The 23553-nt window shown below is 63.1% G+C and carries 22 protein-coding genes; 1 reads left to right on the plus strand and 21 read right to left on the minus strand.

From position 1 onward, the window contains the following. Positions 1-146 precede the first annotated feature (146 nt). From AC1D3C_RS14265 to AC1D3C_RS14365, 21 genes are all read right to left on the minus strand, one after another. Complete coding sequence (locus AC1D3C_RS14265) at positions 147-578, minus strand: hypothetical protein (protein ID WP_477483325.1); 432 nt, start codon at positions 576-578, stop codon at positions 147-149. A 23-nt stretch (positions 579-601) separates the two neighbouring features. Next, a complete protein-coding gene (locus AC1D3C_RS14270) occupies positions 602-949 on the minus strand; it encodes an ElaB/YgaM/YqjD family protein (RefSeq protein ID WP_477483326.1) in 348 nt (115 codons plus the stop codon). A 220-nt stretch (positions 950-1169) separates the two neighbouring features. Then, positions 1170-2564 (minus strand): amidase, encoded by a 1395-nt coding sequence (locus tag AC1D3C_RS14275; protein ID WP_477483327.1) that lies wholly within the window; start codon positions 2562-2564, stop codon positions 1170-1172. Between the two features lie 21 nt (positions 2565-2585). Beyond that, positions 2586-3404, minus strand: coding sequence for an ABC transporter permease (locus AC1D3C_RS14280; protein WP_477483328.1), 819 nt, complete (start codon positions 3402-3404; stop codon positions 2586-2588). Continuing rightward, positions 3401-4351 carry an ABC transporter permease gene (locus AC1D3C_RS14285; RefSeq protein ID WP_477483329.1) on the minus strand — a complete coding sequence of 317 codons (951 nt, stop codon included), beginning with the start codon at positions 4349-4351 and terminating at the stop codon, positions 3401-3403. Before AC1D3C_RS14285 ends, AC1D3C_RS14280 begins: the two co-directional genes overlap by 4 nt. A 217-nt stretch (positions 4352-4568) precedes the next feature. Next, positions 4569-6089 (minus strand): ABC transporter substrate-binding protein, encoded by a 1521-nt coding sequence (locus tag AC1D3C_RS14290; protein ID WP_477483330.1) that lies wholly within the window; start codon positions 6087-6089, stop codon positions 4569-4571. A 152-nt stretch (positions 6090-6241) separates the two neighbouring features. Then, a complete protein-coding gene (locus AC1D3C_RS14295) occupies positions 6242-7171 on the minus strand; it encodes a LysR family transcriptional regulator (RefSeq protein ID WP_038545522.1) in 930 nt (309 codons plus the stop codon). A gap of 81 nt (positions 7172-7252) precedes the next feature. Then, complete coding sequence (locus tag AC1D3C_RS14300) at positions 7253-8002, minus strand: ABC transporter ATP-binding protein (protein WP_038545525.1); 750 nt, start codon at positions 8000-8002, stop codon at positions 7253-7255. After that, complete coding sequence (locus AC1D3C_RS14305; protein WP_477483331.1) at positions 7999-8844, minus strand: ABC transporter ATP-binding protein; 846 nt, start codon at positions 8842-8844, stop codon at positions 7999-8001. Before AC1D3C_RS14305 ends, AC1D3C_RS14300 begins: the two co-directional genes overlap by 4 nt. After that, positions 8841-9773: an ABC transporter permease gene (locus AC1D3C_RS14310; RefSeq protein ID WP_477483332.1), complete on the minus strand. Its 933-nt coding sequence runs from the start codon at positions 9771-9773 to the stop codon at positions 8841-8843. The genes AC1D3C_RS14305 and AC1D3C_RS14310 overlap by 4 nt, the downstream gene beginning before the upstream one ends. Further along, positions 9770-10816, minus strand: coding sequence for an ABC transporter permease (locus AC1D3C_RS14315; RefSeq protein WP_437179060.1), 1047 nt, complete (start codon positions 10814-10816; stop codon positions 9770-9772). Before AC1D3C_RS14315 ends, AC1D3C_RS14310 begins: the two co-directional genes overlap by 4 nt. A 39-nt stretch (positions 10817-10855) precedes the next feature. Then, on the minus strand, positions 10856-12463 hold the full coding sequence (locus tag AC1D3C_RS14320) for an ABC transporter substrate-binding protein (RefSeq protein ID WP_477483333.1): 1608 nt from the start codon (positions 12461-12463) through the stop codon (positions 10856-10858). A 47-nt stretch (positions 12464-12510) separates the two neighbouring features. Beyond that, positions 12511-13560: a dipeptidase gene (locus tag AC1D3C_RS14325; RefSeq protein ID WP_477483334.1), complete on the minus strand. Its 1050-nt coding sequence runs from the start codon at positions 13558-13560 to the stop codon at positions 12511-12513. Between the two features lie 92 nt (positions 13561-13652). After that, the gene (locus AC1D3C_RS14330) at positions 13653-14330 is read right to left on the minus strand and encodes a phosphoribosyltransferase (protein WP_477483335.1); all 678 of its coding nucleotides are present in this window, start codon (positions 14328-14330) and stop codon (positions 13653-13655) included. Positions 14331-14339: 9 nt separating this feature from the next. Further along, positions 14340-16127 carry an adenine deaminase gene (locus AC1D3C_RS14335; RefSeq protein WP_477483336.1) on the minus strand — a complete coding sequence of 596 codons (1788 nt, stop codon included), beginning with the start codon at positions 16125-16127 and terminating at the stop codon, positions 14340-14342. Beyond that, a complete protein-coding gene (locus AC1D3C_RS14340) occupies positions 16124-17065 on the minus strand; it encodes a nucleoside hydrolase (RefSeq protein ID WP_477483337.1) in 942 nt (313 codons plus the stop codon). Before AC1D3C_RS14340 ends, AC1D3C_RS14335 begins: the two co-directional genes overlap by 4 nt. An 11-nt stretch (positions 17066-17076) precedes the next feature. Then, the gene (locus tag AC1D3C_RS14345) at positions 17077-18102 is read right to left on the minus strand and encodes an ABC transporter ATP-binding protein (protein ID WP_477483338.1); all 1026 of its coding nucleotides are present in this window, start codon (positions 18100-18102) and stop codon (positions 17077-17079) included. Continuing rightward, on the minus strand, positions 18095-18877 hold the full coding sequence (locus tag AC1D3C_RS14350; protein WP_247138001.1) for an ABC transporter permease: 783 nt from the start codon (positions 18875-18877) through the stop codon (positions 18095-18097). The genes AC1D3C_RS14345 and AC1D3C_RS14350 overlap by 8 nt, the downstream gene beginning before the upstream one ends. Further along, entirely contained in the window at positions 18874-19716 is an 843-nt protein-coding gene (locus AC1D3C_RS14355; RefSeq protein ID WP_477483339.1) for an ABC transporter permease, read from the minus strand. Before AC1D3C_RS14355 ends, AC1D3C_RS14350 begins: the two co-directional genes overlap by 4 nt. 100 nt (positions 19717-19816) lie before the next feature. Continuing rightward, on the minus strand, positions 19817-20851 hold the full coding sequence (locus tag AC1D3C_RS14360; protein ID WP_038545554.1) for an ABC transporter substrate-binding protein: 1035 nt from the start codon (positions 20849-20851) through the stop codon (positions 19817-19819). Beyond that, a complete protein-coding gene (locus AC1D3C_RS14365) occupies positions 20848-21945 on the minus strand; it encodes a LacI family DNA-binding transcriptional regulator (protein ID WP_477483340.1) in 1098 nt (365 codons plus the stop codon). Before AC1D3C_RS14365 ends, AC1D3C_RS14360 begins: the two co-directional genes overlap by 4 nt. A gap of 151 nt (positions 21946-22096) precedes the next feature. On the opposite strand from AC1D3C_RS14365, the gene AC1D3C_RS14370 reads away from it, so the two are divergent. Next, positions 22097-23524, plus strand: coding sequence for an amidase (locus AC1D3C_RS14370; RefSeq protein WP_477483504.1), 1428 nt, complete (start codon positions 22097-22099; stop codon positions 23522-23524). The last annotated feature ends 29 nt before the right edge of the window (positions 23525-23553 follow it).

Genomic DNA, 23553 nt, shown 5'->3' on the forward strand with positions numbered 1-23553 from the left:
ATTTACAAAAGACACAGGGCGGTCGCAAACCGCCTGCTATTGTTCGCGAAGCCCGCTTTCGTCGAGAGCAGGCCCCAGCACAACGCGGAATACGGCCGCCTGCGCGCGGCAGGCGACCGTTCAGCTGGTCGCGCGACGAGACCTGCTTATTCGCCGGGCTCGGAATGTCGCCGGCCCGGACCACCCATGGACTTCGCCGCGAGGAAGCCAAGACCGCCGACCACCGCGACGAGCAGCAGCGGACGTGATTTGACCAGCAGCGGCAATGCCGTCAGAGCCGCTGTTATCATCAACGCCTTGGAACTGTTGGAGGCCGCGGCTTCCCGCTTGCGGCGCTGTTCGGAAGCATTGGCGATAACGACGCAGAGATACATGATCAATGCCAGGACGAGCGCGCCACCGGCGACTGCAAGCAGCGCCATCGGCGGTCCCCATATGCCGGCGAGATAGACTGCGAGCGCCGCCACTAACAGTCCATAGGCCGTCAGCAGGAAAAGCAGCACGAAAGCATAGAGGATCGCATTTCTTTTGAGCTTGCGCGTCAACGCCGCGATATCCATCGCGGCGAGTGAAGCCAAAAGTGGACCAAGTCCTGTCATCGTCAGCGACGCGTCAGCAGCGCGAAGAGAAATCCCACGCCGGCGGCGATCGCGACGGCCTGGATAGGGTTTGTGCGGATCTGGCGTTCCAGTTCCTTTTCCATCGACAGAGCCTGATCGCGGGCGGCTTCCACCATATGCATCGAAGCGTCGGCGGCATCGTTGGCGACCCGGCGGGCCTTACCCTTGTATTCGCTGGCCTTCTCATTGCCCACGGCAGCAATGCTGCGCGTCAGTGCAGCGATATCGTCGCGGAGCTGCTGGATCTGGGCTTCGACGTCCTTGCTGGTTGCCGAGTTCTGGCCGGTGCCATTGCGGGTGAAGTCGGTCGTGGGGTTGGCTGCGGGCATATCGATCTCCTGTTTTGCGAACCTTAGAGGACGCGAGCCGCGGAAGGCTTTGCGCGGAATCAAACGGCGTCGAAAACGTGGAACGGGGTCGGTCTCCCGAGCGAGCGACGCACGCTACCCGCTTCACGCTTCCTGTCGCCGCCGGTGAACGCAGCAACAGCGCGATTGTTCCCCGGCGCGGTTGCACCCAGGCGGAAATAGCCGGAAAGGTTCAGAGGAGTCAGGCGGCCGGCGGCTCCGGCCAGGCCGAAATGCCCCCGCTCCATTGCTCGAAGGCCCTGGAGAGTTTCAGCACCAGCAGGTCGTCATAGCGCGGGCCGACGATCTGCAGGCCTATCGGCATGCCGGTTTTCGAAAAGCCGCAATTGATCGACGAGGCCGGTTGTTCCGACATGTTCCACGGTACGGTGAAACCGATATGTTCGAAGGGCAAAGCCGGATCATTGGTCGGCGAGGCCCACTCCGCCGGATAGGAGACGATCGGATTGGTCGGCGAGATCACCGCGTCGACGGTCGTGAACAGCCTTCCACAGGCCTTGCGCATTTCGATCGTCTGGTTGAAGCCGCGCACCGCTTCGACGCCGGAAATGTAAGTGCCGCCTTCCGCCCATTGGTAGATATAGGGCAGGATCAGCGCCCGGCGCTCTTCCGGCATTTTCTCGATATCGCCCCAGAACCGCGAGCGCCAAAAACTGTCGAGCCCGTCGAGCATGATGCGGTTCATGACCGGTTCGACCGGAATAATGATCGCTCCCGCATCCTCAAAGCGCTTGGCGGCGGCCACGACCGCATCGCGAATCTCGTCCTCGACTGCAAGGCCGATGCCGGCATCAAGCATCAGGCCGATCTTCAGGCCCTTCACGTCGATATCGAAATTAAGCCAGTCGAAATCGTTGGGCGGCAGCGACGTGCCGTCGCGCCAGTCCGGACGCGACAGCGTCGCCATGGAAAAGGCCGCATCTTCGACCGTGCGGGTCATCGGCCCCGCGCAGCGGCCGACATAATACGGATCGACCGGGATACGGCCCTGGCTCGGCTTGAAACCGAACAACCCCGTCCAGCCGGCCGGCAGCCGCACCGAACCACCTATATCCGTGCCGATATGCAGGGGTCCGAAACCGGCGGCACCGGCGGCCGACGCTCCGGCGCTCGATCCGCCCGGGTTCTGGGTGAGATCCCAAGGATTGCGGCTGAGGTGATGGAAGCTCGACAGGCCGGAGGAGAGCATGCCGTAATCCGGGCAGGTGGTCTTGGAAAAAATCACCGCGCCGTCCTCCCTCATGCGCGCGGCGATCGGTGCGTCTTCGGCGGCAGGCACCAGTTCGACGGCCGCCGTGCCGAGCGGCACCGGCTGCCCCTTGGTGGCGATCAGCTCCTTCAGCGTCACCGGAATGCCGTCGAGGGCTCCAAGCCTCGCGCCCTTCATCCAGCGATCGGTGGAGGCTGCGGCCTGCGCCCGTGCGCTCTCGGGATCGTAGAGATAAAGCGCCTGCACATGCGGCTCGAAGGCGGCGATGCGATCCTCGACCGCCAGCCAGTATTCCAAGGGCGAGAGCTTCCTAGTCGAATAAAGGTCGAGCAGTTCGCGGATCGTCAGTTTCAGGAGGTCATTCATCGCAATATCTTCGTTTCGAAATCAGGAATTGTCGCGGGGATCGAGGAGGTCGCGCAGGCCGTCGCCGAGCATGTTGAGGCCGAGCACGGCGAGCGCGATGGCAAGCCCCGGCATCAGCGCCAGCCACGGCGCCTGGCCGAGGAAAGTCTGCGCGTCGGCCAGCATCCGGCCCCAGGTGGGCGTCGGCGGCGGCATGCCGAGACCAAGAAAGGAGAGGCCGGCCTCCGTCAGGATCGCCAGGCCGAGCTGGATCGTCACCTGCACGATGATCTGGTTGGAGATGTTCGGCAGCACATGGACGAGCGTGATCTTGGCTTTCGGGCGGCCCATGCTGACGGCGGCGGTAACATAATCCCGCGTCCAGATCTGCAGGGCAGCGCCGAGCGCGAGCCGCGCAAAGACCGGCACCATGAACACACCGATGGCGATGATCGCCGTGAACCGGCCCGATCCTATGAAAGCGCCGAGCATCATCGCCGAGAGGATTGGCGGAACGGCGAAGACGATGTCGCAGCCGCGCATCACGGCGAGTTCCAGCCAGCCGCGACGCATGGCGACGATGACGCCGGTCGCGGTGCCGATACTCGCGCCGAGCAGCACGGCAAGGATCGAGGTCGATAGCGAATTCCACGCCCCGACCATCAGCATGGAGGCGACGTCGCGGCCGAACTGGTCGGTGCCGAGGGGACCGAAATCGAGTGGTGCCTTGAGTTTGTGGACGATGTTCATCTTGGTGGGCAGAAACGGCGTCCAGACGAGCGACAGCAGCGCTACGGCAAACAACGCGAGCGTGATGACGAGCCCGATGAGGAAGACGGGGCGGCGAAGCAGTTTCCTCATTGCGCGCCGGCCCTCAGGCGCGGATCGACCACCAGATAGGCGAGATCGACCAGGAAATTCATCAGGATCACCAGGGCCGAGAAGAACAGCACGACATCCTGCATGACGATGATGTCGCGCTGGGAGAGCGCCTGATAGGCAAGCCGCCCGAGCCCCGGCAGGTTGAAGACGTTCTCGACCAGAACCGCGCCGGCGATCAGGAAGGTGAATTGCAGGCCGAGCATGGTGAACACCGGCACCAGCGCGTTTGGGACGGCGTGCCGCCAGATGGCGATGCCCTCGCTCAGGCCCTTGGCACGGGCGGTGCGCACGAAATCCTCGTTCATCACCTCCAGAACGGCGGCCCGCGCCACGCGGGTCAGCACGCCGGCCTGCGGCAGGGCGAGCGCCACGGCCGGCAGGAGGAGCGCCTTGAGGCCGCCAAGAAACCCTGCGTCCCAGCCGGGAAACCCGCCCGCCGGCATCCAGCCGAGCATGGTGGAGAACAGGATGATCAGCAGCAGCCCAACCCAGAAGGCCGGCACCGCAATGCTGATATAGGAGAACAGGCCGGCGACGAAATCGAAGATCCCGTTGTGCTTTCGCGCTGCCTGAACGCCGAGTGGAATGGCGATCACCACCGAGAGCACGATGGCGATCAGCGCCAGCGGCAAGGTGACGATAAGCCGCTCGCCAATCAGCCCCGCGACCGGCACGCCATAGGTATAGGACTGCCCGAGATCGCCCCGGAAGACGCCGCCGAGCCAGGCGAGGTAACGCACGGGGAGCGGCTGGTCGAGACCCAGCTGTTTCTGGAGTGCGGCAAGCGTTTCCGGGCTCGCCGAGGTACCCAGCATGATCGCCGCCGGATCGCCGGGCAGCAGGTCCATGACGGTGAAGATCAGCAGCGAGACGATGAGCAGCGTCACGGCAAGGCTGAGAATACGGCGGATGAGGATGGAGATCATGAATGGGTCTCCATGCCGGTGCCGCGAGCTCCCGTTGATCTCCCCCCTTGAGGGGGAGATGTCACCGAAGGTGACAGAGGGGGGTGGCGACGGTGCGGCAAATGCGGTGGTAGAAGAGTGCGCAGGGATACCCCCCTCTGCCCTGCCGGGCATCTCCCCCTCAAGGGGGAAGATCGGTCTGCCCCACGCGCGACACTCCAATTCATCGCGTGAAACTTCACTCTACCCAATGAACATCCGTCAGGACGTTCGAAGGGATGGGTTCGTTTTCCCACAGGCCCTTTACCTTGCCGTCCCATACACCGAGCTTCGGCATGACGAACAGGAAGAGCGCCGGCACGTCGCTGGCAAGGATGGTCTGAGCCTCGCCGTAGAGCTTTTCCTGTCCGGCGGCGTCGGAGGTCATCTCGACCTTTTTCAGCACGTCGTTGAAAGCCGGGTTCTTGTAGTTGAAGTAGTAGGGATCGCGGGAATAAATGTCGATGTCCATCGGCTCCGCATGGGCGACGATGGTCATGTCGTAATCGGCGGCTTTCAGCACGTCGGCCACCCATTTCGCCGGGAATTCGGTGGTCTCAATGTTCATCGTCACGCCGATTTCCGCAAACATCGCCTGCAGCACCTGCGAGGTGCGCTGCGCATAGGCCATCTGCGGCGCCTTGATGGTGAAGGTGAAGCCGTTCGGGAAGCCGGCCTCGGCAAGCAGCGCCTTCGCCTTGGCCGCATCATAGGGATAGACGCCGGTCAGGTCCTTGTAGCCGCGGTCGTTCGGCGTGTAGTGGCTGCCGATCGGCGTGCCGAAACCGGACCAGGCGCCTTCGACGACGGTGGCGCGGTCGACCGCCATCATCAGAGCCTGACGTACCTTTTTGTCGCTGAACGGCTTGCGGGTGTTGTTCATGCCGGCGACGACCTTGAGCTCGGTATTGCCGATGACGGTCGTCAGCCGCTTGTCGCCCTCGAAGGACTTGATCAGTTCGGGCGCCCCGAATTCCGGAAAGGCATCGACGTCGCCGGCCTTCAGCGCCGCGGCCTGGGCTTGCGGATCGCTGATGAAACGGAAGGCTGCGGTATCGAGCTTCAGGGAGACGGCCTTGTTCCAGTAGTCGGCATTCCGGGCGAGATCGACCTTGGAGCCTTTCGACCAGCTGACGAACTTGAACGGGCCGGTGCCGATCGGGGTGGTTTTGTTGTCGGCGGCCGATTTCGGTTCGACGATCGTCGAGGACGGCCAGCCGAGCCAGTAAAGCAGGCTGCCAGCCGGCTGCTTGAGCTTCAGCACCAGCGTCGCCGCATCGGGTGTTTCGACCGTGTCGATCGAGGCGAAATAGCGCTTCTGGGGATTGACCGAGTCTGCGCCGCGAGCGCGATCGATGGAGAACTTGGCAACCGAACTGTCGAATGCGACGCCGTTATGGAACTTGACGCCCTGGCGGAGTTTGAACGTATAGGTCAAGCCATCCTGCGAGATCTGCCAGCTTTCGGCAAGCTGCGGCTTGATCTTGCCATCCTTGTCGATGGTCGTCAGCCCTTCAAAAATGTTCTGCCAGGTCACCTGGCCGATCGCGACGGGTGCTGCGACCGTCGGGTCGAGCCCGGCCGGCTCGATCGCCATGCCGACTGTGATCGCGGTCTTTGCCGCCGCCTTGGCGCCTGTCTGGCCCAGAAGCAGGCCCGCGCTCATCGCAAGGCCAAAAGCTGCACTCTTCAATATGGTCGCAGAGCCCAGAAACGTCATCCTGCCCATCCGTCATCCCCTTTTTGGAACGAGACCCGCCTGATCGGCACCTGCGGGATCGTCGATTGCCAAAAGTGTGTCATTTCGCAGGTGCACACACAATGCAGAATTTTGTGTTCTCTGTGTAGCCGAAAACGCTACACAGGAAGCAATTAGGCGCTTGCCCTCTTGAGCGTCGATTTGCGCGTATCGGCGCCGCGCATGAAGCGCTCGATGAAATCGACGAGCTTGCTCGCCGCGAACGAGAGCTGACGGTCCGGCGCGACGCAGAGATCGATCGGCGTGCGCACCGCCTTGCCGGCGGCGATCGGCACCGCCGCAAGCTGGCCGGCATCGATTTCGCGCTGCACCGCAAGCGCCGGCAGCAGTGTGACCGCCGCGCGGCGCAACACCAGTTCCTTCAGCATTTCCAGGGAACCGGTGACGAAGACCGGATCGAGCTCCAGCCCGTCCTTGGCGAACAGTTCCTCAAAGGCCTGTCGCGCGCCGAAATTCTTGTCGGGAAGAGCGAGCGGCATGTGGACGAGATCGCGCAATGTCAGTTCCCTGGCACCGGCGGACGGATGGTCGGCGGCCATGATGACGTCATAGGTGATCTCGGAGCGCAGCCGCACCTTCACCCCGGATATCTTTGGTGCAAACAGCGTCACCACCAGATCGGCCTCGGCGCCGGCGAGCGCCTCGACTGCCTCGCGCGCACTGGTGATCGCCACCTCGAACCGCAGCTTCGGGTAGCGCAGGCTGAATTCCGCAAGCACCGGCGCGATCAGGTTGGCAACCGTCGCGCCGTTCGCATAGATCACTACCTTGCCGCGCTGCAGGCCCTGCAGGTCGTCGATCAGCTGGTGGACATGTTCGAGTTCGCGCAGCGTCCGCCCTGCCCGCGCCGCCAGCAGTTCGCCAGCGGCAGTCAGCTTGATGCCGCGATTGCTGCGCTCGACGAGCGGTGTGCCGAAATAGTGCTCGAGGTTTTCGATCTGGCGGGAGACGGCGGTGGCCGCCACATTCAGGTTCTCGGCCGCCGCCCGCATCGAATTGGTGCGGACCAGTTCGTCGAAATACATAAGCGCCCGAAGCTGCATGCGATCCTGCCGGCTGAAACATGTCGCCCGAAAGCGGGGAGCGGTTCCGAGATAGTGACATAGATAAAATCGAGACACTCGTCAGCCGCGGCGAAAACCTTCGCTGGCGACGAGCAGCTGGCGGGTATAATCGGCTGAAAACTCGCGGTTTTCCAGCGCTTTCCGCGGCACCGTCTCGACCACCTTGCCATTTTTCATCACCGCCAGCCGCTCGCACATATGGCTGATGACGCCGAGATCGTGGCTGACCATCACGAATGTGAGGTTGCGGTCGCGGCGCGCCTGTTCGAGCAGATTGAGGATTTCCGCCTGGATCGAGGCATCCAGCGCCGAGGTCGGCTCATCGAGCAGCAGGATCTTCGGCTCCAGGATCAGCGCCCGGGCGATCGCGATGCGCTGCCGCTGGCCGCCGGAAAGCTGATGCGAATAACGGAACCGGAAGCCCGACCCGAGACCCACCTCGTCCAGCGCCCGGTTGATGCGCGTCTCGATATCGGTGAAACCGTGGATGACCAGCGGTTCCAGCAGCAGCCGGTCGACCGTCTGGCGCGGGTGCAACGAGCCATAAGGGTCCTGGAACACCATCTGGACGGTGCGGTAGAATTCCTTGTCACGCCTGCGGCCGGAATAGGGGCGGCCGTTGACGCTGAGCGTGCCCTGGTCGAACGACGCAAGACCCGAGACTGCACGCAAAAGCGTCGATTTACCGGAACCGGATTCGCCGACGATGCCGAAGGATTCGCCGGTGCCGATATCGAAGTTCACATGATCGAGTGCCGCAAACTCATCATATGTGACGACCATGTCGCGGATGGAGAGAGCCGATGTCATAACGCCCACTCCGGCTTGCGGTCGAGCACGGGCAGCGGATGCCGGTCGGAACCGATGGTCGGCAGGCAGTTCAAGAGCCCGCGCGTATAGGGATGCTGCGCATCGGCGAGATTGGCAGCCGGCAGTTCCTCGACGATCCGGCCGGCATACAGGACGATGACGCGGTCGCAGAAGGAAGAGACGAGCCTCAGATCATGGGAGATAAAGATCAGCCCCATGCCCCGGTCGGCCACGAGCTTGTCGAGGATATCCAGCACTTCGAGTTGCACGGTGACGTCGAGCGCCGATGTCGGCTCGTCGGCGATCAGCAGTTCCGGACCGCAGACCAGCATCATGGCGATCATCGCCCGCTGGCCCATGCCGCCGGAAACCTCGTGCGGATAGAGCGAGAAAACTCGCTTCGGATCGCTGATCTGTACCGCCTCCAGCATGGCGAGCGCCCGCGCCTTGGCCGCCGAGTTCGAGATCTTTTCATGCGTCTTCAGCGTTTCGACGATCTGCCGGCCGATGGTCATTACCGGGTTCAGCGAATATTTCGGATCCTGCAGGATCATCGCCACCTTTTTGCCGCGCAGGTCGCGCCGCTCGCGGGCCGGCATGGTCAGGAGATCCCGGTCGCCGAAAGCCAGCTTTCGTGCGCTGATCCTGGCGTGACCGGGGGTCAGGCCCATGATCGCGCGCCCGGTCTGCGACTTGCCGGAGCCGGATTCGCCGACGATGCCGAGCCGTTCGCGGCCGAGCGCGAAGGACACGCCGCGCACCGCCTGCACGTCGCCGGTACGGGTCGGGAAGGTGACACGCAGATCCTCGACCGTCAGGAGCGGCTTGACTGACACCGTCATTGGCCTGCCTCCTTCGGATCGAGCGCATCGCGCAGGCCGTCGCCGAGCAGGTTGAAGCCGAGGCTGACGATCAGGATAGCAAAACCCGGCATGGCGGCGACCCACCATTGATCGAGGATGAAGCGGCGGCCCGAGGCAATCATCGCGCCCCATTCGGGAAGCGGCGGCTGGGCGCCGAGACCGAGGAAGCCGAGGCCTGCGGCGGTGAGGATAATGCCGGCCATGTCGAGCGTGACGCGCACGATCAGCGACGAGACGCAGAGCGGCATGACGTGGCGCAGCACGATGCGGAAGGGCGAAGCGCCCATCAGCTTCACCGCCGAGATGAATTCCGAATTGCGGAAGGTCATCGTTTCTGCCCGTGCGATGCGGGCATAGGGCGGCCAGGAGGTGACGGCGATCGCGAGAATGGCGTTCTCGATGCCTGGACCGAGGGCTGCCACCAGCGCCAGCGCCAGCACGAGTTTCGGGAAAGCGAGGAAGATATCGGTGATCCGCATCAGCACCGCATCAACCCAGCCGCCGGCATAACCCGAGACCGTACCGACGATCAGCCCGATCGGGGCTGCGATGATCGCCACCAGCACGACGACCAGCAGCGTCAGCCGCGACCCGTAGATGAGGCGCGAGAGGATATCGCGGCCCTGGTCGTCGGTGCCGAGCAGATAACCCGCCGAACCGAGCGGCAAGAGGCGGGAATTGCGCAGGTCGCCGACAACGGGATTGTGCGGGGCCAGAACGCCCGCCAATGCGGCAACAAATATAAGCACCAGGATAATGGCCAGCCCGACCAGCGCCAGCCGGTTTTCGGCAAACCGGCGCCAGACGATGTATGCCCGGCCGAAACGCGCCTGCTTGCGCGATATCGGCCGGTCGGAGAGCAGCCATTCGCGGCTATAGGGTTTAAGAGAGGTTCCGGTGGCACTCATCGGCTACGCGTCCTCGGGTCCAAAGTCCGATAGAGAAGATCGGAGAAAATGTTGATGCCAACGAAGACCGAACCGATCACCAGCGTACCGCCGAGCACCGCATTCATGTCGGCATTCTGCAGCGAGTTGGTGATGTAGAGGCCAAGCCCCGGCCATGAGAAGATGGTCTCGGTCAGCACCGAGCCTTCGAGCAGGTTTGCGTAGGACAGCGCAATCACCGTCACCAGCGGCACCGCGGCATTGCGCAGCGCGTGGAACCAGATGATCCGGGTTTCCGACAGACCCTTCGCCCGCGCTGCCACCACATATTCCTGGCTGAGTTCGTTCAGCATGAAGGAGCGGGTCATGCGGCTGATATAGGCGAGCGAGAAATAGCCGAGCAGCGCCCCGGGCAGCGCGATATGCCGGAACAGGTCCCACACCACCTCCCACTGGCCCTGCATGGCAGCATCGAGAAGGTAGAAGCCTGTCTGCGGCGTAAAACTGTATTCGTAGACGATGTCGACGCGGCCCGGGAAAGCCGCCCATCTGAGCTGCGCGTAAAAGAGCAAGAGCGACAGAAGACCCAGCCAGAAGATCGGCACTGAATAACCGATCAGGCCGATGACACGGACGATCTGGTCCGCGATGCTGCCGCGCCGGACAGCCGCCAGGACACCGAGCGGAATGCCGAGGATCGCACCGATCAGCGTACCGATCGTCGCAAGCTCCATGGTGGCAGGGAAAACTCGCTTGATATCTTCGAGCACTGGATTGCTGGTCAGCACCGAGGTGCCGAGATTCCCGGAAAGCGCCTGTTTTGTATAGATGACAAACTGTTGGTAGAGCGGCAGGTTGAGCCCCAACTCGATCCGGGTCCGCTCGACGAGATGGGCGGGCGCCCGGTCGCCGACGATCGCCAACACCGGGTCGATGGGGATGACCCGGCCGATGAAGAAGGTGACGACCAGGAGGCCGAATATGGTGGTGACCACCGTCACCACGAAACGCAGGACGGAGGCCAGGGCAGACGATGCACGGCGCCTATTGCGCCGTGTCGCCACGGATGTTTCGGGTAAGGTCAAGGAACTGGCCTCTCAGGCTTAATCCTTGGAAACCGAGAACACGTAGTTGGTATCGAATGTCGGGCCGAGCTTGAAGTTCTTCACACCCTTGCCGACGCCGGCGACTTCCGTCTGCTGGTAGACGAGCACGAACGGCCCGCTTGCCAGCACCTTCTTCTGCAGGTCCGCATAGATTGCCGCACGCTTGGCGGAATCACGTTCCACGAAGCCCGATTTGGTCTCCTTGGTCAGTTCCGGAATATCCCAGGCGTTGCGCCATGCGAGCGTCTTCGAGGTACCATCGTCAGCATTGTTCGGGTTCGACGTGAAGGTCTCGGCATTGGAATTCGGATCCCAATAGTCGACGCCCCACAGGCCGATATAGATGTCGTGGGTGCGGGCGCGATACTTGGTCAGCGTCTGCTTGCCGTCGCCGGGAATGATTTCCATCTTGATGCCGGCCTGGGCGAAGGTCTGTTGGATGGACTCAGCGATACCGGTGGTGGGCTGCGTGTTGCGCACGTCCATGGTGACCGTGAAGCCATCCTTCAGGCCTGCCTTGGCGAGCAGTTCCTTGGCCTTGGCGACGTCGAGCTTGTAGGGCTTGTCGTCGATCGAACCGAGAATGCCCTTCGGCAGGAAGGTCTGGTGGATCTCCCCGACGCCCTTGATCAGCGTCGCGCCGATCGCGTCGTAGTCGACGAGATATTTCATCGCTTCGACGACTTCAGGCTTCTTGAGGTTCGGGTTCTTCTGGTTGAGGCTGAAATAGAAGACCGAACCCTTCGGGGCGCTGGTGACCGTCGTGCCCTTCTTGGTGACGGCGTCGATATCGTTCGGCTCGAGATTGCGGGCGACGTCGATGTCGTTGTTCTCAAGCGCCAGGCGTTGGGCCGCACTTTCCTTCATGTGACGATAGATGACCCGGGCGAGCTTGGCTTTCTCACCCCAGTAATTATCATTGCGCTCCATGACTACGACTTCGTTGGCGCGCCATTCGCGAACCTTATACGGGCCGGAGCCGGCGAAATTGGTCTTCAGCCAGGCATTGCCGTAGTCGTTATCCTTGACGTGCTCCATGACGACCTTCTTGTCGACAACGGCGGCAACGGTCGCGGTCAGGCAGTTCAGCACGAAGGACGGCGCATAAGACTGGTCGACGGTGAGCACGAAGGTATTCGCGTCCTTGGCAACCGCCTTCTGCTTGACGGTATCCTTCTTCAGGCCGAACTGGTTAAGGATGAAGGCCGGCGGACCGTCGATCATGACCGAGCGCTCGAAGGAATAAGCAACGTCTTCGGCGGTGATCGGGTTACCCGAAGCAAACTTCAGGCCCGACTTGATCTTGAACGTATAGGTCAGGCCGTCGTCGGAAACGGTCCAGCTTTCCGCGAGGTCGGGAGTGATCTTCGACGTGTCGTTGATGTCGAGACGGACGAGGCGGTCGTAAGAATTGCCGCCAACTTCGCCGGCCGAAAATTCGAAAGCCTGGCCCGGATCGAGCGTGATGATGTCGTCGAAGGCAAGCCCGATGACGAGAGTGTCCTTCGGCGTCACCGCGAAGGCCTGCGGTGCGGCGAGCAGCATCAGCGACAGCGCCGCGCTCGTGGACAACACGCGGAGCCGCTTGTTGAGTGTATTGATCATGATTCTGCATTCCCCTGTTTTTGTTCGTTGGACCTTTGGAAAGAAGCCTATTCGTGCCAGGCCTTCCCCAAAACTCTGAGCCAGTTTTCCCGGCATAGCTTTTTCAGCTCTGCGTCAGCGTAGCCCGCTCCCTTGAGCGCCGCAACCAGATTTTGATTGCCCGCAGCATCATGTATTTCTTCGGGAATCGAGGCGCCGTCGAAGTCAGATCCAAGCGCCACGTGATCGATGCCCATGCGTTGCACCAAGTGGTCGATATGGCGCACCATGTCCGAAAGCGGCGTGGCAACATTGTCGCGCCCGTCGCGGCGCAGCATGGTCACGGCGTAGTTGAGACCGACGAGGCCGCCGCTCTCCTTGACGGCATCAAGCTGTTTGTCGGTGAGGTTGCGGGCGACCGGCGTCAGCGCATGCGCGTTAGAATGGCTGGCGATCAGCGGCTGGTGGGAAGTCTTGGCGACATCCCAGAACCCCTTCTCGGTGATGTGGGCGAGATCGATCAGGATGCCGAGCGTGTTGCAGGCCTTGACCAGTTCGAAGCCGTGATCCGTGAGGCCCGGACCGGTGTCGGGAGACATCGGATAGGCGAAGGGCACGCCGTGGCCGAAGATGTTGTGGCGGCTCCAGACGGGCCCAAGCGAACGCAGGCCGGTCGCGTAGAAGACTTCGAGATTGTCGAGATCCGCATCGATCGCCTCGCAGCCTTCCATATGCATGACGGCGGCGAAACGGCCGGCGTCCATCGCCTTGCGGATGTCGGAGGTCGAACGGCAGAGCTGCCAGGCGCCGGCGCGGTCGAGGCGAAGCGCGATCGACGCCATTTCGAGCGCGGTCGTCAGCGACGGGAGATGATCGAGCGGGACGGACAGCGGCGTGACGTAGTGACCGTGCTGATCGGGTTCCTTCAGAACCAGTTCGCCGGACGGGATATAGATGGCGCAGAGGCCGCCGGCGAGACCGCCGGCCTTGGCACGCGGCCCGTCGATATGGCCGTTCGGGGTGCCGTTTGTAAATTCGGCAATCGGGTTGCCACCCGCCTTCATGTTCCGCCAGAGCCGCAGGAGCACGTCGTTATGGCCGTCGAACACCAGTTCCATGAAGTCTATTCCCGATTTTCTTGTGAAAGTTCCAAGGTGAGCAATGCGCCGATCCTAGCCAGCCGCTCCTCTTTCGCAAGCCGGAAAACGCGTCAGGCCGTCCAGCTCCACTCGCCCGCCTTCTTCAGCAGCGGGGTCCTGAAAACGCTTGTCACACGCGGCCGCCATTCTGCGCCGAACGCGTCGAGCTTGTCGTGCCATCGCTCCGATTGCAGCATGGCCGCACCGATGACCACCGGCTCGATGCCGAGCGAGGCCATCAGCGTCAGCCCGGAGACGATCGAGGTGCCGCTGGAAATCACGTCGTCGATCAGCGCCACGCGCCTGCCCTTGATCAGCGGCAGCATCCGTGGATCGACATAGAGGCGCTTCTGCTGTTCGGGTGTAGTGATCGAGGAAAGCGGCACCGACAGGTTTTCGTCGTACCAGAATTTTCGCGAGGTCCCGAGCGGCACGTAGCGCAGGTGGCCGAGCGCGCGGGCGACGGCAGCGGCAAGCGTCAGGCCCAAAGTCGGCAGGCCGACGATGACTTCCGGGCGAAAGGCCGCGATCTTCGGCGCAAGGTCAGCGGCAAGCGCGTCCTGCACATCGAAACTCGCCTGGTTGATGATCAGGGAGGCGAGCGCATGCTCCCCGTCTGCAAGCGGCCGGATCGGCAGCCTGATCTGGCTGCCGTCATCGAGCGTTGCCGGGAAGAAGCCAGAAAACGGTCCTGCCCGATCGAACGAACCTGCCGGATGGACGTCCTGCCAGAAATCATGCGGCTGCATTCGCTTTTCCTATTCGAGAATTTCGAGGATCGGCGATTCCAATAACGTGCCGGTGGCGACGTCGGCAATGCCGCGATCCGTCTGGTGCGGTCCGGGATTGCAGGCAAGGGTCGCGCCGAAACAGGCCTTGAACACGAGATAAGGCGGCTGCCAGTCGACGAGACCATCCATGGCGGCGCGGATTTTCCGGAAACCTTCGGCCACCTCCGCCATCGGCGCCCCCGAGACGAGACCGGAAAGCGGCAGCGGCAACAGGACTTCGACCTTGCCGCCGGTTGCCGCCGCCATGCCGCCGCCGGCTTCGATCACCGCATTGGCGGCGGCCGCCATGTCGGCCGGGTCGGACCCGAAGACGGTGAGGTTATGGCTGTCATGGGCAAGCGTGGTGGCGAATGCGCCCTTCCACGTGCCCCAGCCTGTCAGGAACCCAAGACGGGTGCGGCTATCGGCCCGGCCGTGGCGGTGGGTCACGGCGATCAGTGTCGTGCCCTCCGGGGGTACCACGTAACCATCGACGACATCCGCATCCGTCTGCCCCCAGTTCGTGAAGCGCGGACGATCGATCGTCGCGAGCCTGACTTTGCGGCCCTTTGCGGGCAATTTGAAATCGTCCGCCTGAAGCGGCTTCAGCTTCACCGAATCCTGCAGAATACAGGGGTCGGTCGAATGGAGTTCGACCGTCATGACGCCGTCACGCGCAATCAGCGTGCCGCTGGCAAAGACGTGGCGGGCACGGAAATCCGTGAGATCCTCGAAGAGGACGATATCCGCCCGGCGACCGGCGGCGATCAGGCCGAGATCGGCGCGGCCGATGCGGACGGAAGCATTGAGCGTCGCCGCCTGCAGCGCCCATTCCGGTTTCATGCCGTAACGCACCAGCCGGCGCACCACGTCGTCGAGGCCGCCGCCCTCTACGAGATCGTCCGGAAACACGTCGTCGGTGCAGAGCGTGACCGTCTGCGGCAGACGGCCAAGCGCGTTGAGCGCATCGACGAATTCCGGCAGCAGGTGATCGTGCGAACCGCGCATCTCGATCGTCAGCCCCGCACGCAGCTTGGCCATCAGGTCAGCGGCGGAGACAAGCTCGTGGTCGGAGGTGATTCCCGCCGCCATGAAGGCGGCAAGATCCGGCCCAGCCAGGCCGCGGGCGTGGCCGCAGACCAGCTTTTCAGATACCAGCGCCGCCTGCACGATACCGCTCATGCGCGGATCGCGGTCGATGACGCCGCGCATGTTCATGACCTCGGCAAGCCCACCGATCTTCGGCCAGAACAGCATTTCCTCGATCGTCGCCGCGTCGAAATCGGCGCCTGCCATTTCGAGCCCGGGCGCCGACGGCACGCAGGAGGGTGCAAGCACGACGGCACGCAGCGGCAGCGGCTTCACCGCCTCTAGTGCCCAGGCCACACCTTCGGTGCCGTGCACATTGCCGAATTCGTGCGGGTCCCAGACGACAGTCGTCACCCCGCGCGGCAGCACCGCACCTGCATAGGTCGCCGGCGTCACCATCGAACTTTCGATATGCATATGCGTGTCGATGAGACCGGGCGAGATGAACGTACCCGTCGCGTCGATGATCTCGGCCGCATCTGAACGGGAGCCGGTCTCATGGACGCTGGCGATTACCGGCCCGACGAGGCCGATATCGGCCGGGCGCAGCTCGCCCGTCACCATGTCGACCAGCGTGCCGTTCGATATCAGGATATCGAACGGGGCATCGCCGCGGGCCGCCGTGACGGCGCGATCACGTAAACCCGGTTCGGTAAATTCCTGTACGCTCGAGATGATACTCTTCACCAGCTTGCCTCTGCCCGCAGTGTTTCAAGAATGACGGCTCTCGCCTTTTCGAAGTCGATATCGACGCCATAGGCCGCGTTGAATTCACCCCGGCCGGTGCGCGTCTCGACCACGGTGCGGCCGCGCGTCAGCGTGCCGGAAAGCTCGACATCGATGCGCGCTTCGCGCCAGGTGACGTGTTCCGGAAACACGAAGGCGACGGCGGCGACCGCATCGTAAAGCGCCATGGCCGGACGGCCGCGGCTGGTGGCGATCGCCACGAACCCGGAGAGAAGATCCGCGACCAGTTCCGCGTTACGCCCGCCGGCCGCCCGGATCGGAGCGACGTCGTCGGGAGCGCAAAGCACCTTGCGACAGAGATCGAGATCGATCATCCGGAACGGGATATTGTGGGTGAGCACGATCGCCAGCGCTTCCGGATCGGCAAAGGCGTTGAACTCAGCGGATGCGGTATGGTTGCCGGTGGTGACCCCGCCGCCCATCCAGGTGAGATCGGTGATTTTGGCTGTAAGATCCGGCCGGGCGAGCGCCACCGCCGCGATATTGGTGAGCGGTCCAAGCGCCATGATGCGGCGTTCGTCCCCCTCTTCACCATCACCTTTGCCTTTTTCGAGCCAGGAACAGAGTGCTTCGAAGGCATCGGCATGAAACGTATCCGGTGCTTCGGGCAAGGCCCGGCCGGCGGTCGGGATGCCGGTCTGGCCCAGGATACCGGTCGCGGTCTCCATTTTTGCGAGCACCGGTGCGGCGCGTCCCGCATGGACCGGGAAGGGCCAGACGAAAGCGGAGGCTGCGCCGGCTGCATTACGGCGGACATGCTCGATGGGCGCGTTGCCGAAGACCAGCGAAACGCCGTCGACGCCGAGCCCCGCATGCGCTGCGACCATGATCGCAGCGATGTCGTCGAAACCCATGTCCGTGTCGATCCAGATACCCATGTCAGCAGATCCTACACGAATCGCGACAGCGGCGCGGCCTTTTCGGCCGGCAGGTCGAAGGTAAGACCGGCACCCAGCGCATGCGTCGGCTGGCTTGCCTCCACCTCGGCCTTGATCGGGCCGAAGGAAGTATCGAGCAGGTATTCCCGTGCGTCGCCGGCAAAGGAAGTACCGCGCACGGTGCCCTGGAAAGGACCTGTCCCCAGGGTCACCATACGCGGCCGCCAGGCAAGACCCGCCGCTGAAGGGGCCTTACCCGAGAGATCGATGAGACCCGCACTGGTCTTCATCTTTCCATTTTCGAGCGGGAAAATGTTTTCGAACCCGACGAAGTCCGCAACGAAGGACGATGTCGGGCGGTTGTAGATGTCTTCCGGCGAACCGATCTGCTCTATCTTACCGCTCTTCATGACCACAATGCGGTCGGCAAGCGCCAAAGCTTCGGCCTGGTCGTGGGTGACGAAGATCATCGTCACCCCGGTCTCCTTCTGGACGCGCTGCAGCTCGGTGCGCATTTCCAGACGCAGGCGAGCGTCGAGGTTCGACAGCGGCTCGTCGAGCAGCAGCACCTTCGGTTCCATCACCATCGAACGGGCGAGCGCCACGCGCTGCTGCTGGCCGCCGGAAAGCTCGGCCGGCTTGCGGTTGGCGAAGGCCGACAGACCGACAGATTTGAGGCCGGACTGGACCTTGGTGTCGAGTTCGGTGCCCCGCATGCCCTTGAGCTTCAGCCCGAAGGCGACGTTCTCGTAGACCGAGAGATGCGGGAAGAGCGCATAGGACTGGAACATCAGGCCAACGGCGCGTTTGTTGGCCGGCGCCCGGGTGATGTCGGCACCGTCGAGGCGGACATGGCCGCTTTTGACCGCAAGTAGGCCGGCGATTGCCCGCATCGTGGTGGTCTTGCCGCAGCCGGAAGGGCCGAGCAGCGCGATCAGTTCGCCCTTGCGAATATCGAGATCGAGGTTGGCGACGGCGACGGAATCGCCATAGGCGAGCGTCAGCTTTTCGAGCGAGAGATAGGACGCATCAGACATAGCGGGAGAACCCCAGGAAACGTTCGGCAATGAAAACGATGCCGATGGAGAGGAAGGCGAGCAGCGACGAGAGCGCTGCGACGGATGGATCGAAGACGATTTCCATATAGGCGATCATGTCGACCGGCAGGGTACGCACACCTGGCCCCGAGAGGAACAGCGAGACCGGCACCTGGTTGAAGCTGGTGACGAAGCCGAGGATGAAGGCCGACATGATGCCGCCGCGGATATTCGGCATCACCACCCGGAAGAAGGCCCCGAGCCGCGAGGAGCCGAGAAGAACCGCCGCTTCCTCGATATCGGAGCGCAGGTTGTCGAGGCTGGCCGAGACGACGCGCACCGCGTAGGGCAGGACCAGCGCCGTATGGGCGAGGAACAGCGCCAGCGTGATCCCGACCTGGAACGGCACGACGATGTAGCGCAGCAGCGCCAGGCCGACGATGATGCCCGGCACGATGATCGGCGCCGAGACGATGGTGCGGACGATCTCCGCTCCCGGCAGCTTGTAGCGCGATAGCGCATAGGAGGCAGGAATACCGAGGACAAGCGCCACCGCCGTGCCGCCGATCGCCAGAAACAGCGACATGCCGAACGAGGCGCGGAAACTTTCGACCGTGAAGACCTTGGCGATCCAGCGCAGCGAAAAGCCTTGCGGCGGAAAGGCAAGGGTTTCGCCGGCCGAGAAGGATGCCGCGACGATGATCAGGAACGGGCCGATCAGGAAGGCGATCACCAGGAGGAGCGTGATCGGGATGAAGAGGCTCCGCAGCGTCATGCCTGGCTCCTCTGCTTGTTGCGCGCCGTGGCGACCCGCTTGAGAAGGATGTTGGCGGCAAAGCTCATGACGATCAGGATGAAGGCGATGACGCTTGCGGCGACGAAATTGTTGGAGACCGCAACCTGCTGGTAGAGCAGCGTTTCGAGCATCAGCACCTTGGAACCGCCGAGGATGGCAGGGGTGATATAGGCGGTCAGCGAGCCGGTGAAGACCAGCGTGCCGCCGATGACCAGGCCTTCCTTGGTGAGCGGCAGCACGACCTTCCAGAACACTTGGAACCAGTTGGCGCCGAGTACGCGCGCCGCCGGAATGGCATCCTTGGGCATGTTTTCGAGCGCGGAGATCAGCGAGATGATCATCAGCGGCAGGAAGAGCTGTAAGAGGCCGATGAAGATGGCCGTCTCCGAGAACAGGATGCGCAGCGGCGCCTCGGTGATGCCGAGCGCCTGGAAAGCCTGGTTGACGATGCCGGTGCGGCCGAGGATGACGATCCAGGCATAGGTGCGGGCGACCGGCGAGATCATCAGCGGCAGCACCACAAGGCCTGTGACCTTGCCTTTGGCGCCGGGTTCCAGGCTGACGATCGCGAACGCCACCGCATAACCGATCACGGCCGAGGCGATGGTAACGAGGGCGCCGAGCCGAAGCGTGCGCAGGAAGACTGTCTGGTTCAGCGAATTGGAGAAGAAGTCCGTATAGGCGGAAATCGTCCAGCCGCCGGTCGGCATGCGAAATCCATCCGATAGCAGGATCACGACAGGCACGAGAAACACCGCCGCCGCGAAGATCGCGGCCGGCAGCGCAAGTGCCAGCGCTTCAGCCCTGTTCTGGAACATGGTGATTCGATCCTGTTCAACTAGTCGGGATGCGGGCAGGCATTCGCGCGCTGCCCGCATCCCTCAGCCTTGGGAGGCTATTCCGTGGTTGCGTTGGCCCTTACTGGCCGACCTTCTCGTTCCAGGTCTTGATCCAGCCGGCACGGTTGTCGAGCGCGACGGCGGACGGGATCAGTTTCAGGCTCTTGGCCGTTTCCTCGCCATAGGTGAGGTTGTTGGCAATCGCTTCGGGAAGTTTGACATCCTTGTTGGACGGGCTGTCGATCAGCTTTTCGGCGAGCTTGGTCTGGACTTCCGTCGAGAGCCAGAAATCCATGAACTGCAGCGCGAGGTCGCGGTTCTTGGAGCCCTTGGTGACGGTCATGACGTTCATGCCGCCCGTCTGGCCTTCCTTCGGCGTGGCCCAGGCGATCGGGAAGCCGAGCTTGGTGAAGGGCGCCCAGGTGAAGCGGCCGATCGGCGCTGCCCAGATTTCTTCCTGCTGCATCAGCTGCACCAGCTGCGACGACTTTTCATAGAAGGTGACGATCTCGCCCTTCTTGGCGCCGACCGCTTCGATCGGGGCCTTCAGGTCCGGCGTGTCCTTGGCGAGCGCCAGGCCCAGCATGTAGAGCGCCGGCGGGCCCTGGTTGGTGGTGACGTTCGGCCATGCAACGTGGCTTGCATATTCCGGCTTCAGCAGATCGGCCCAGCTGTCGATCTTCATCTTGTCCGAACGGTAGGCGATCGAGGTGGCATAGAACGTGTAACCGACGCTCATGCCGTCGCCGTTCGGATCCTTGGCAACGTCATAGAGCTTGCTGAAGTTTGCGAGCTTGGAGGTATCGATCTTGTCGGTCAGGCCGGCGCGCGAGGCGGCGAGCGCATCCGCCATCGAAATGACGGCCATGTCGACGACCGGGTTGGCCTTGTTGGCCTCCATCTTGGCGAGGCGCTCGACGCTGTTGCCGGTCTCGACGACCAGCTTGCAGCCGCAGATCTTCTGGAAGGGATCGTAGACGATCTGCTTGTATTCGTCCTGGGCCAGCGCATAGACGGAAATCGTCAGCGTCTTTTCCTGGGCCAGCGCCGGGGTTTGCGCGGCACCCATGGTAAGCATCAGGGCGGCGCCCGACGCAAGAATGACCTTGTTCATGATGTGATTTCTCCTGCCGTCGGCTTGTTGGAGGTTTGGGCATGCAAATTCGAAATGCCACCGGCCTGCGGGACAGCAGTCGACTGGCGCACGATGAGCTGCATCGGGACCCGGTCGGTCTCGGAGGTAACGTTGCCGGTCGAAACCTCCTCGGCTCCGTTCTCGGCCTCTCCTTCGGGCTCGATCGCACGAATGAGCGCGGCAATCGCCAGATCGGCGATCGTCACCATGTCCATACGCACGGTGGTAAGGGCCGGCGTGACCACCGCCGACCAGATGAGGTCGTCGAAACCGGTGACGCTGACCGTTTCCGGCACACCGATGCCGGCGCGCTGCAGCTCCGTCAGCGCCCGAAGCGCCGAAAGATCGGAGACAGCCGCAAAGGCCGTAAAACCCGCCCTGGCCTTGTCCGCCAGACCGAGCGGGCAGCCTTCGCCCGAAACCGCCTCGGCTTTCTCGATCCACAGCGTATCGCATTCGACCTGCGCGCCGAGGCCGGCCTTCAGCCCGCCGATACGGTCGTTCTGCACGTTCGAGGAGGCGCTGGTGCCGATCAGCAGCACCTTGCGGTGGCCAAGCTCCGCGAGGTGGCGGCCCATCTGGCTGCCGCCGTCCCAATGGTCGGCCGAAACGGTATTGCCGGGCGTGGAGGGCGTATCGATGACGGCAACGGGGCAGCCAACATCGGCGATCCGCGTGCCGCGCCGGGGAACGATGACCATGCCGTCGACGCCGCGTTCCAGAAGCCTGCCGATCGCCTCGGTCTGCGCCGCGATATCGCCGCGGGAGTCGGCGATAAGCACGCCGTAGCCGGCATTCGAGGCGGCGTTCTCGATCGCCTGGGCAATCTGGGGAAAGAGCGGGTTGGCGATATCCGGAAGGACGAGCCCGAGCACGCCTGTGCGGCCGGTGCGCAGCGCCCGGGCGGTCAGGCTCGGCACATAACCAAGCTCGCTTGCCTTGGCCCGAACCTTCTCGATAAGCTCCGGCGATACCCGTCCCTTGCCGGAAAGCGCATTCGACACGGTCGCCGCCGACACGCCGAGGGCGGCAGCGATGGCGCTCATGTTCGGTCCGGGACGGGGTGAAGCCATATCATGCTCTGATTAAACGTTTAAGCACGCATACTTTGCTCAAAGGCCTTTGTCGAGTCGTTTGTAAATGTCAGCCCAACATCCCCACATGCGGCCTTGACTTCCCCGCCCCGACCTGTGGAAATCCTTTAGTATTCATGAGGAAACAATGATGCAGGACGACGAGATAACCGGCCTTTCCGCCACAGCGCTTTCGGAAGCAATCCATGACGGCCGGGCCTCCTGCGCCGAAGTGATGACGGCCTATCTGGGACGGATCGACAGGCTCAATCCCGCAATCAACGCGATCGTCAGCCTGCGCAGCCGGGATGAGCTTCTGGCCGAGGCCACGGAATGCGACGCAGAGCTTGCCTCCGGCAAATCGCGCGGCTGGATGCATGGCATGCCGATTGCCATCAAGGATCTCTGCGAAGTGAAGGGCATACGCTGCACCTATGGCTCGCCGATCTTTGCCGATTTCGTGCCTGAGAAGGACGAGGTCATGGTCGAGCGCATTCGCGCGGCCGGCGCGATCATCATCGGCAAGACCAACACGCCGGAACAGGGGCTCGGCTCGCAGAGCTACAATCCCGTGCATGGTGTTACCAGGAACCCTTACGACCTGACCAAGACGGTCGGCGGATCGAGCGGCGGCGCGGCGGCCGCCCTTTCGGCACATCTCCTACCGATCGCAGATGGCGGAGACATGATGGGCTCGCTGCGCAACCCCGCGGCCTTCAACAATGTCGTCGGTTTCCGCCCGAGTTTCGGCCGCGTCCCCTCCTCCCTGAAGCTCGAGAACTTCATGGGCCAGCTCTCCGTCCTGGGACCCATGGGCCGCACGGTGGGCGATGTCGCCGTCCTGCTTTCGACCCAGGCCGGTTACGATCCGCGCGATCCGCTGTCCCTGCCGACCGAGGACCTGACGCCGCAGGACGGCCGCGACTTTTCAGGCGCCCGCATTGCCTGGCTCGGTGATCTCGGCGGTTACCTGCCCTTCGAGCCGGGCGTGCTGGAGCTCTGCCGGGCGACGCTTCCGGTCTTCGAACGGATCGGCTGCACGGTGGACGAGTTCGTTCCGGACTTCGACATGGACGACCTCTGGCGCTCCTGGACGACGCTGCGCAGCTGGCTGACCGCGAGCGGCATGCGCGACAACTACGACGATCCGGAAAAGCGCGCCCAAATGAAGCCCGAGATCATCTGGGAAATCGAGCGCGGGCTCGACATGACGGCGCGCGAGGTGCATTTCGCCTCGAAACTTCGCAGCGCCTGGTATCAATACCTGCTGACCGTGTTCGACCGGTACGACTACCTGATCCTGCCGTCCGCCCAGGTCTTTCCCTTCGATGCGGAAACCCATTGGCCGAAGGATATCGGTGGCCGGACGATGGACACCTATCACCGCTGGATGGAAGTGGTGGTCCCGGCCTCGATGGCCGGCCTTCCGGTCGCCGCCATGCCCGCCGGCTTCGGCGCAAACGGCCTGCCCGCCGGCATCCAGATCATCGGCCGCCCGCGCGCCGACAAGGCGGTGCTGGAGATTGCGCTGGCTTATGAGGTGGCGACGGATTGGTTGGATCGGAGGCCGAAGCTTTAGGCGAGGCGGCACGGCAGTCTTAACCCTCC

Source organism: Neorhizobium sp. P1_A6, from assembly GCF_056406795.1.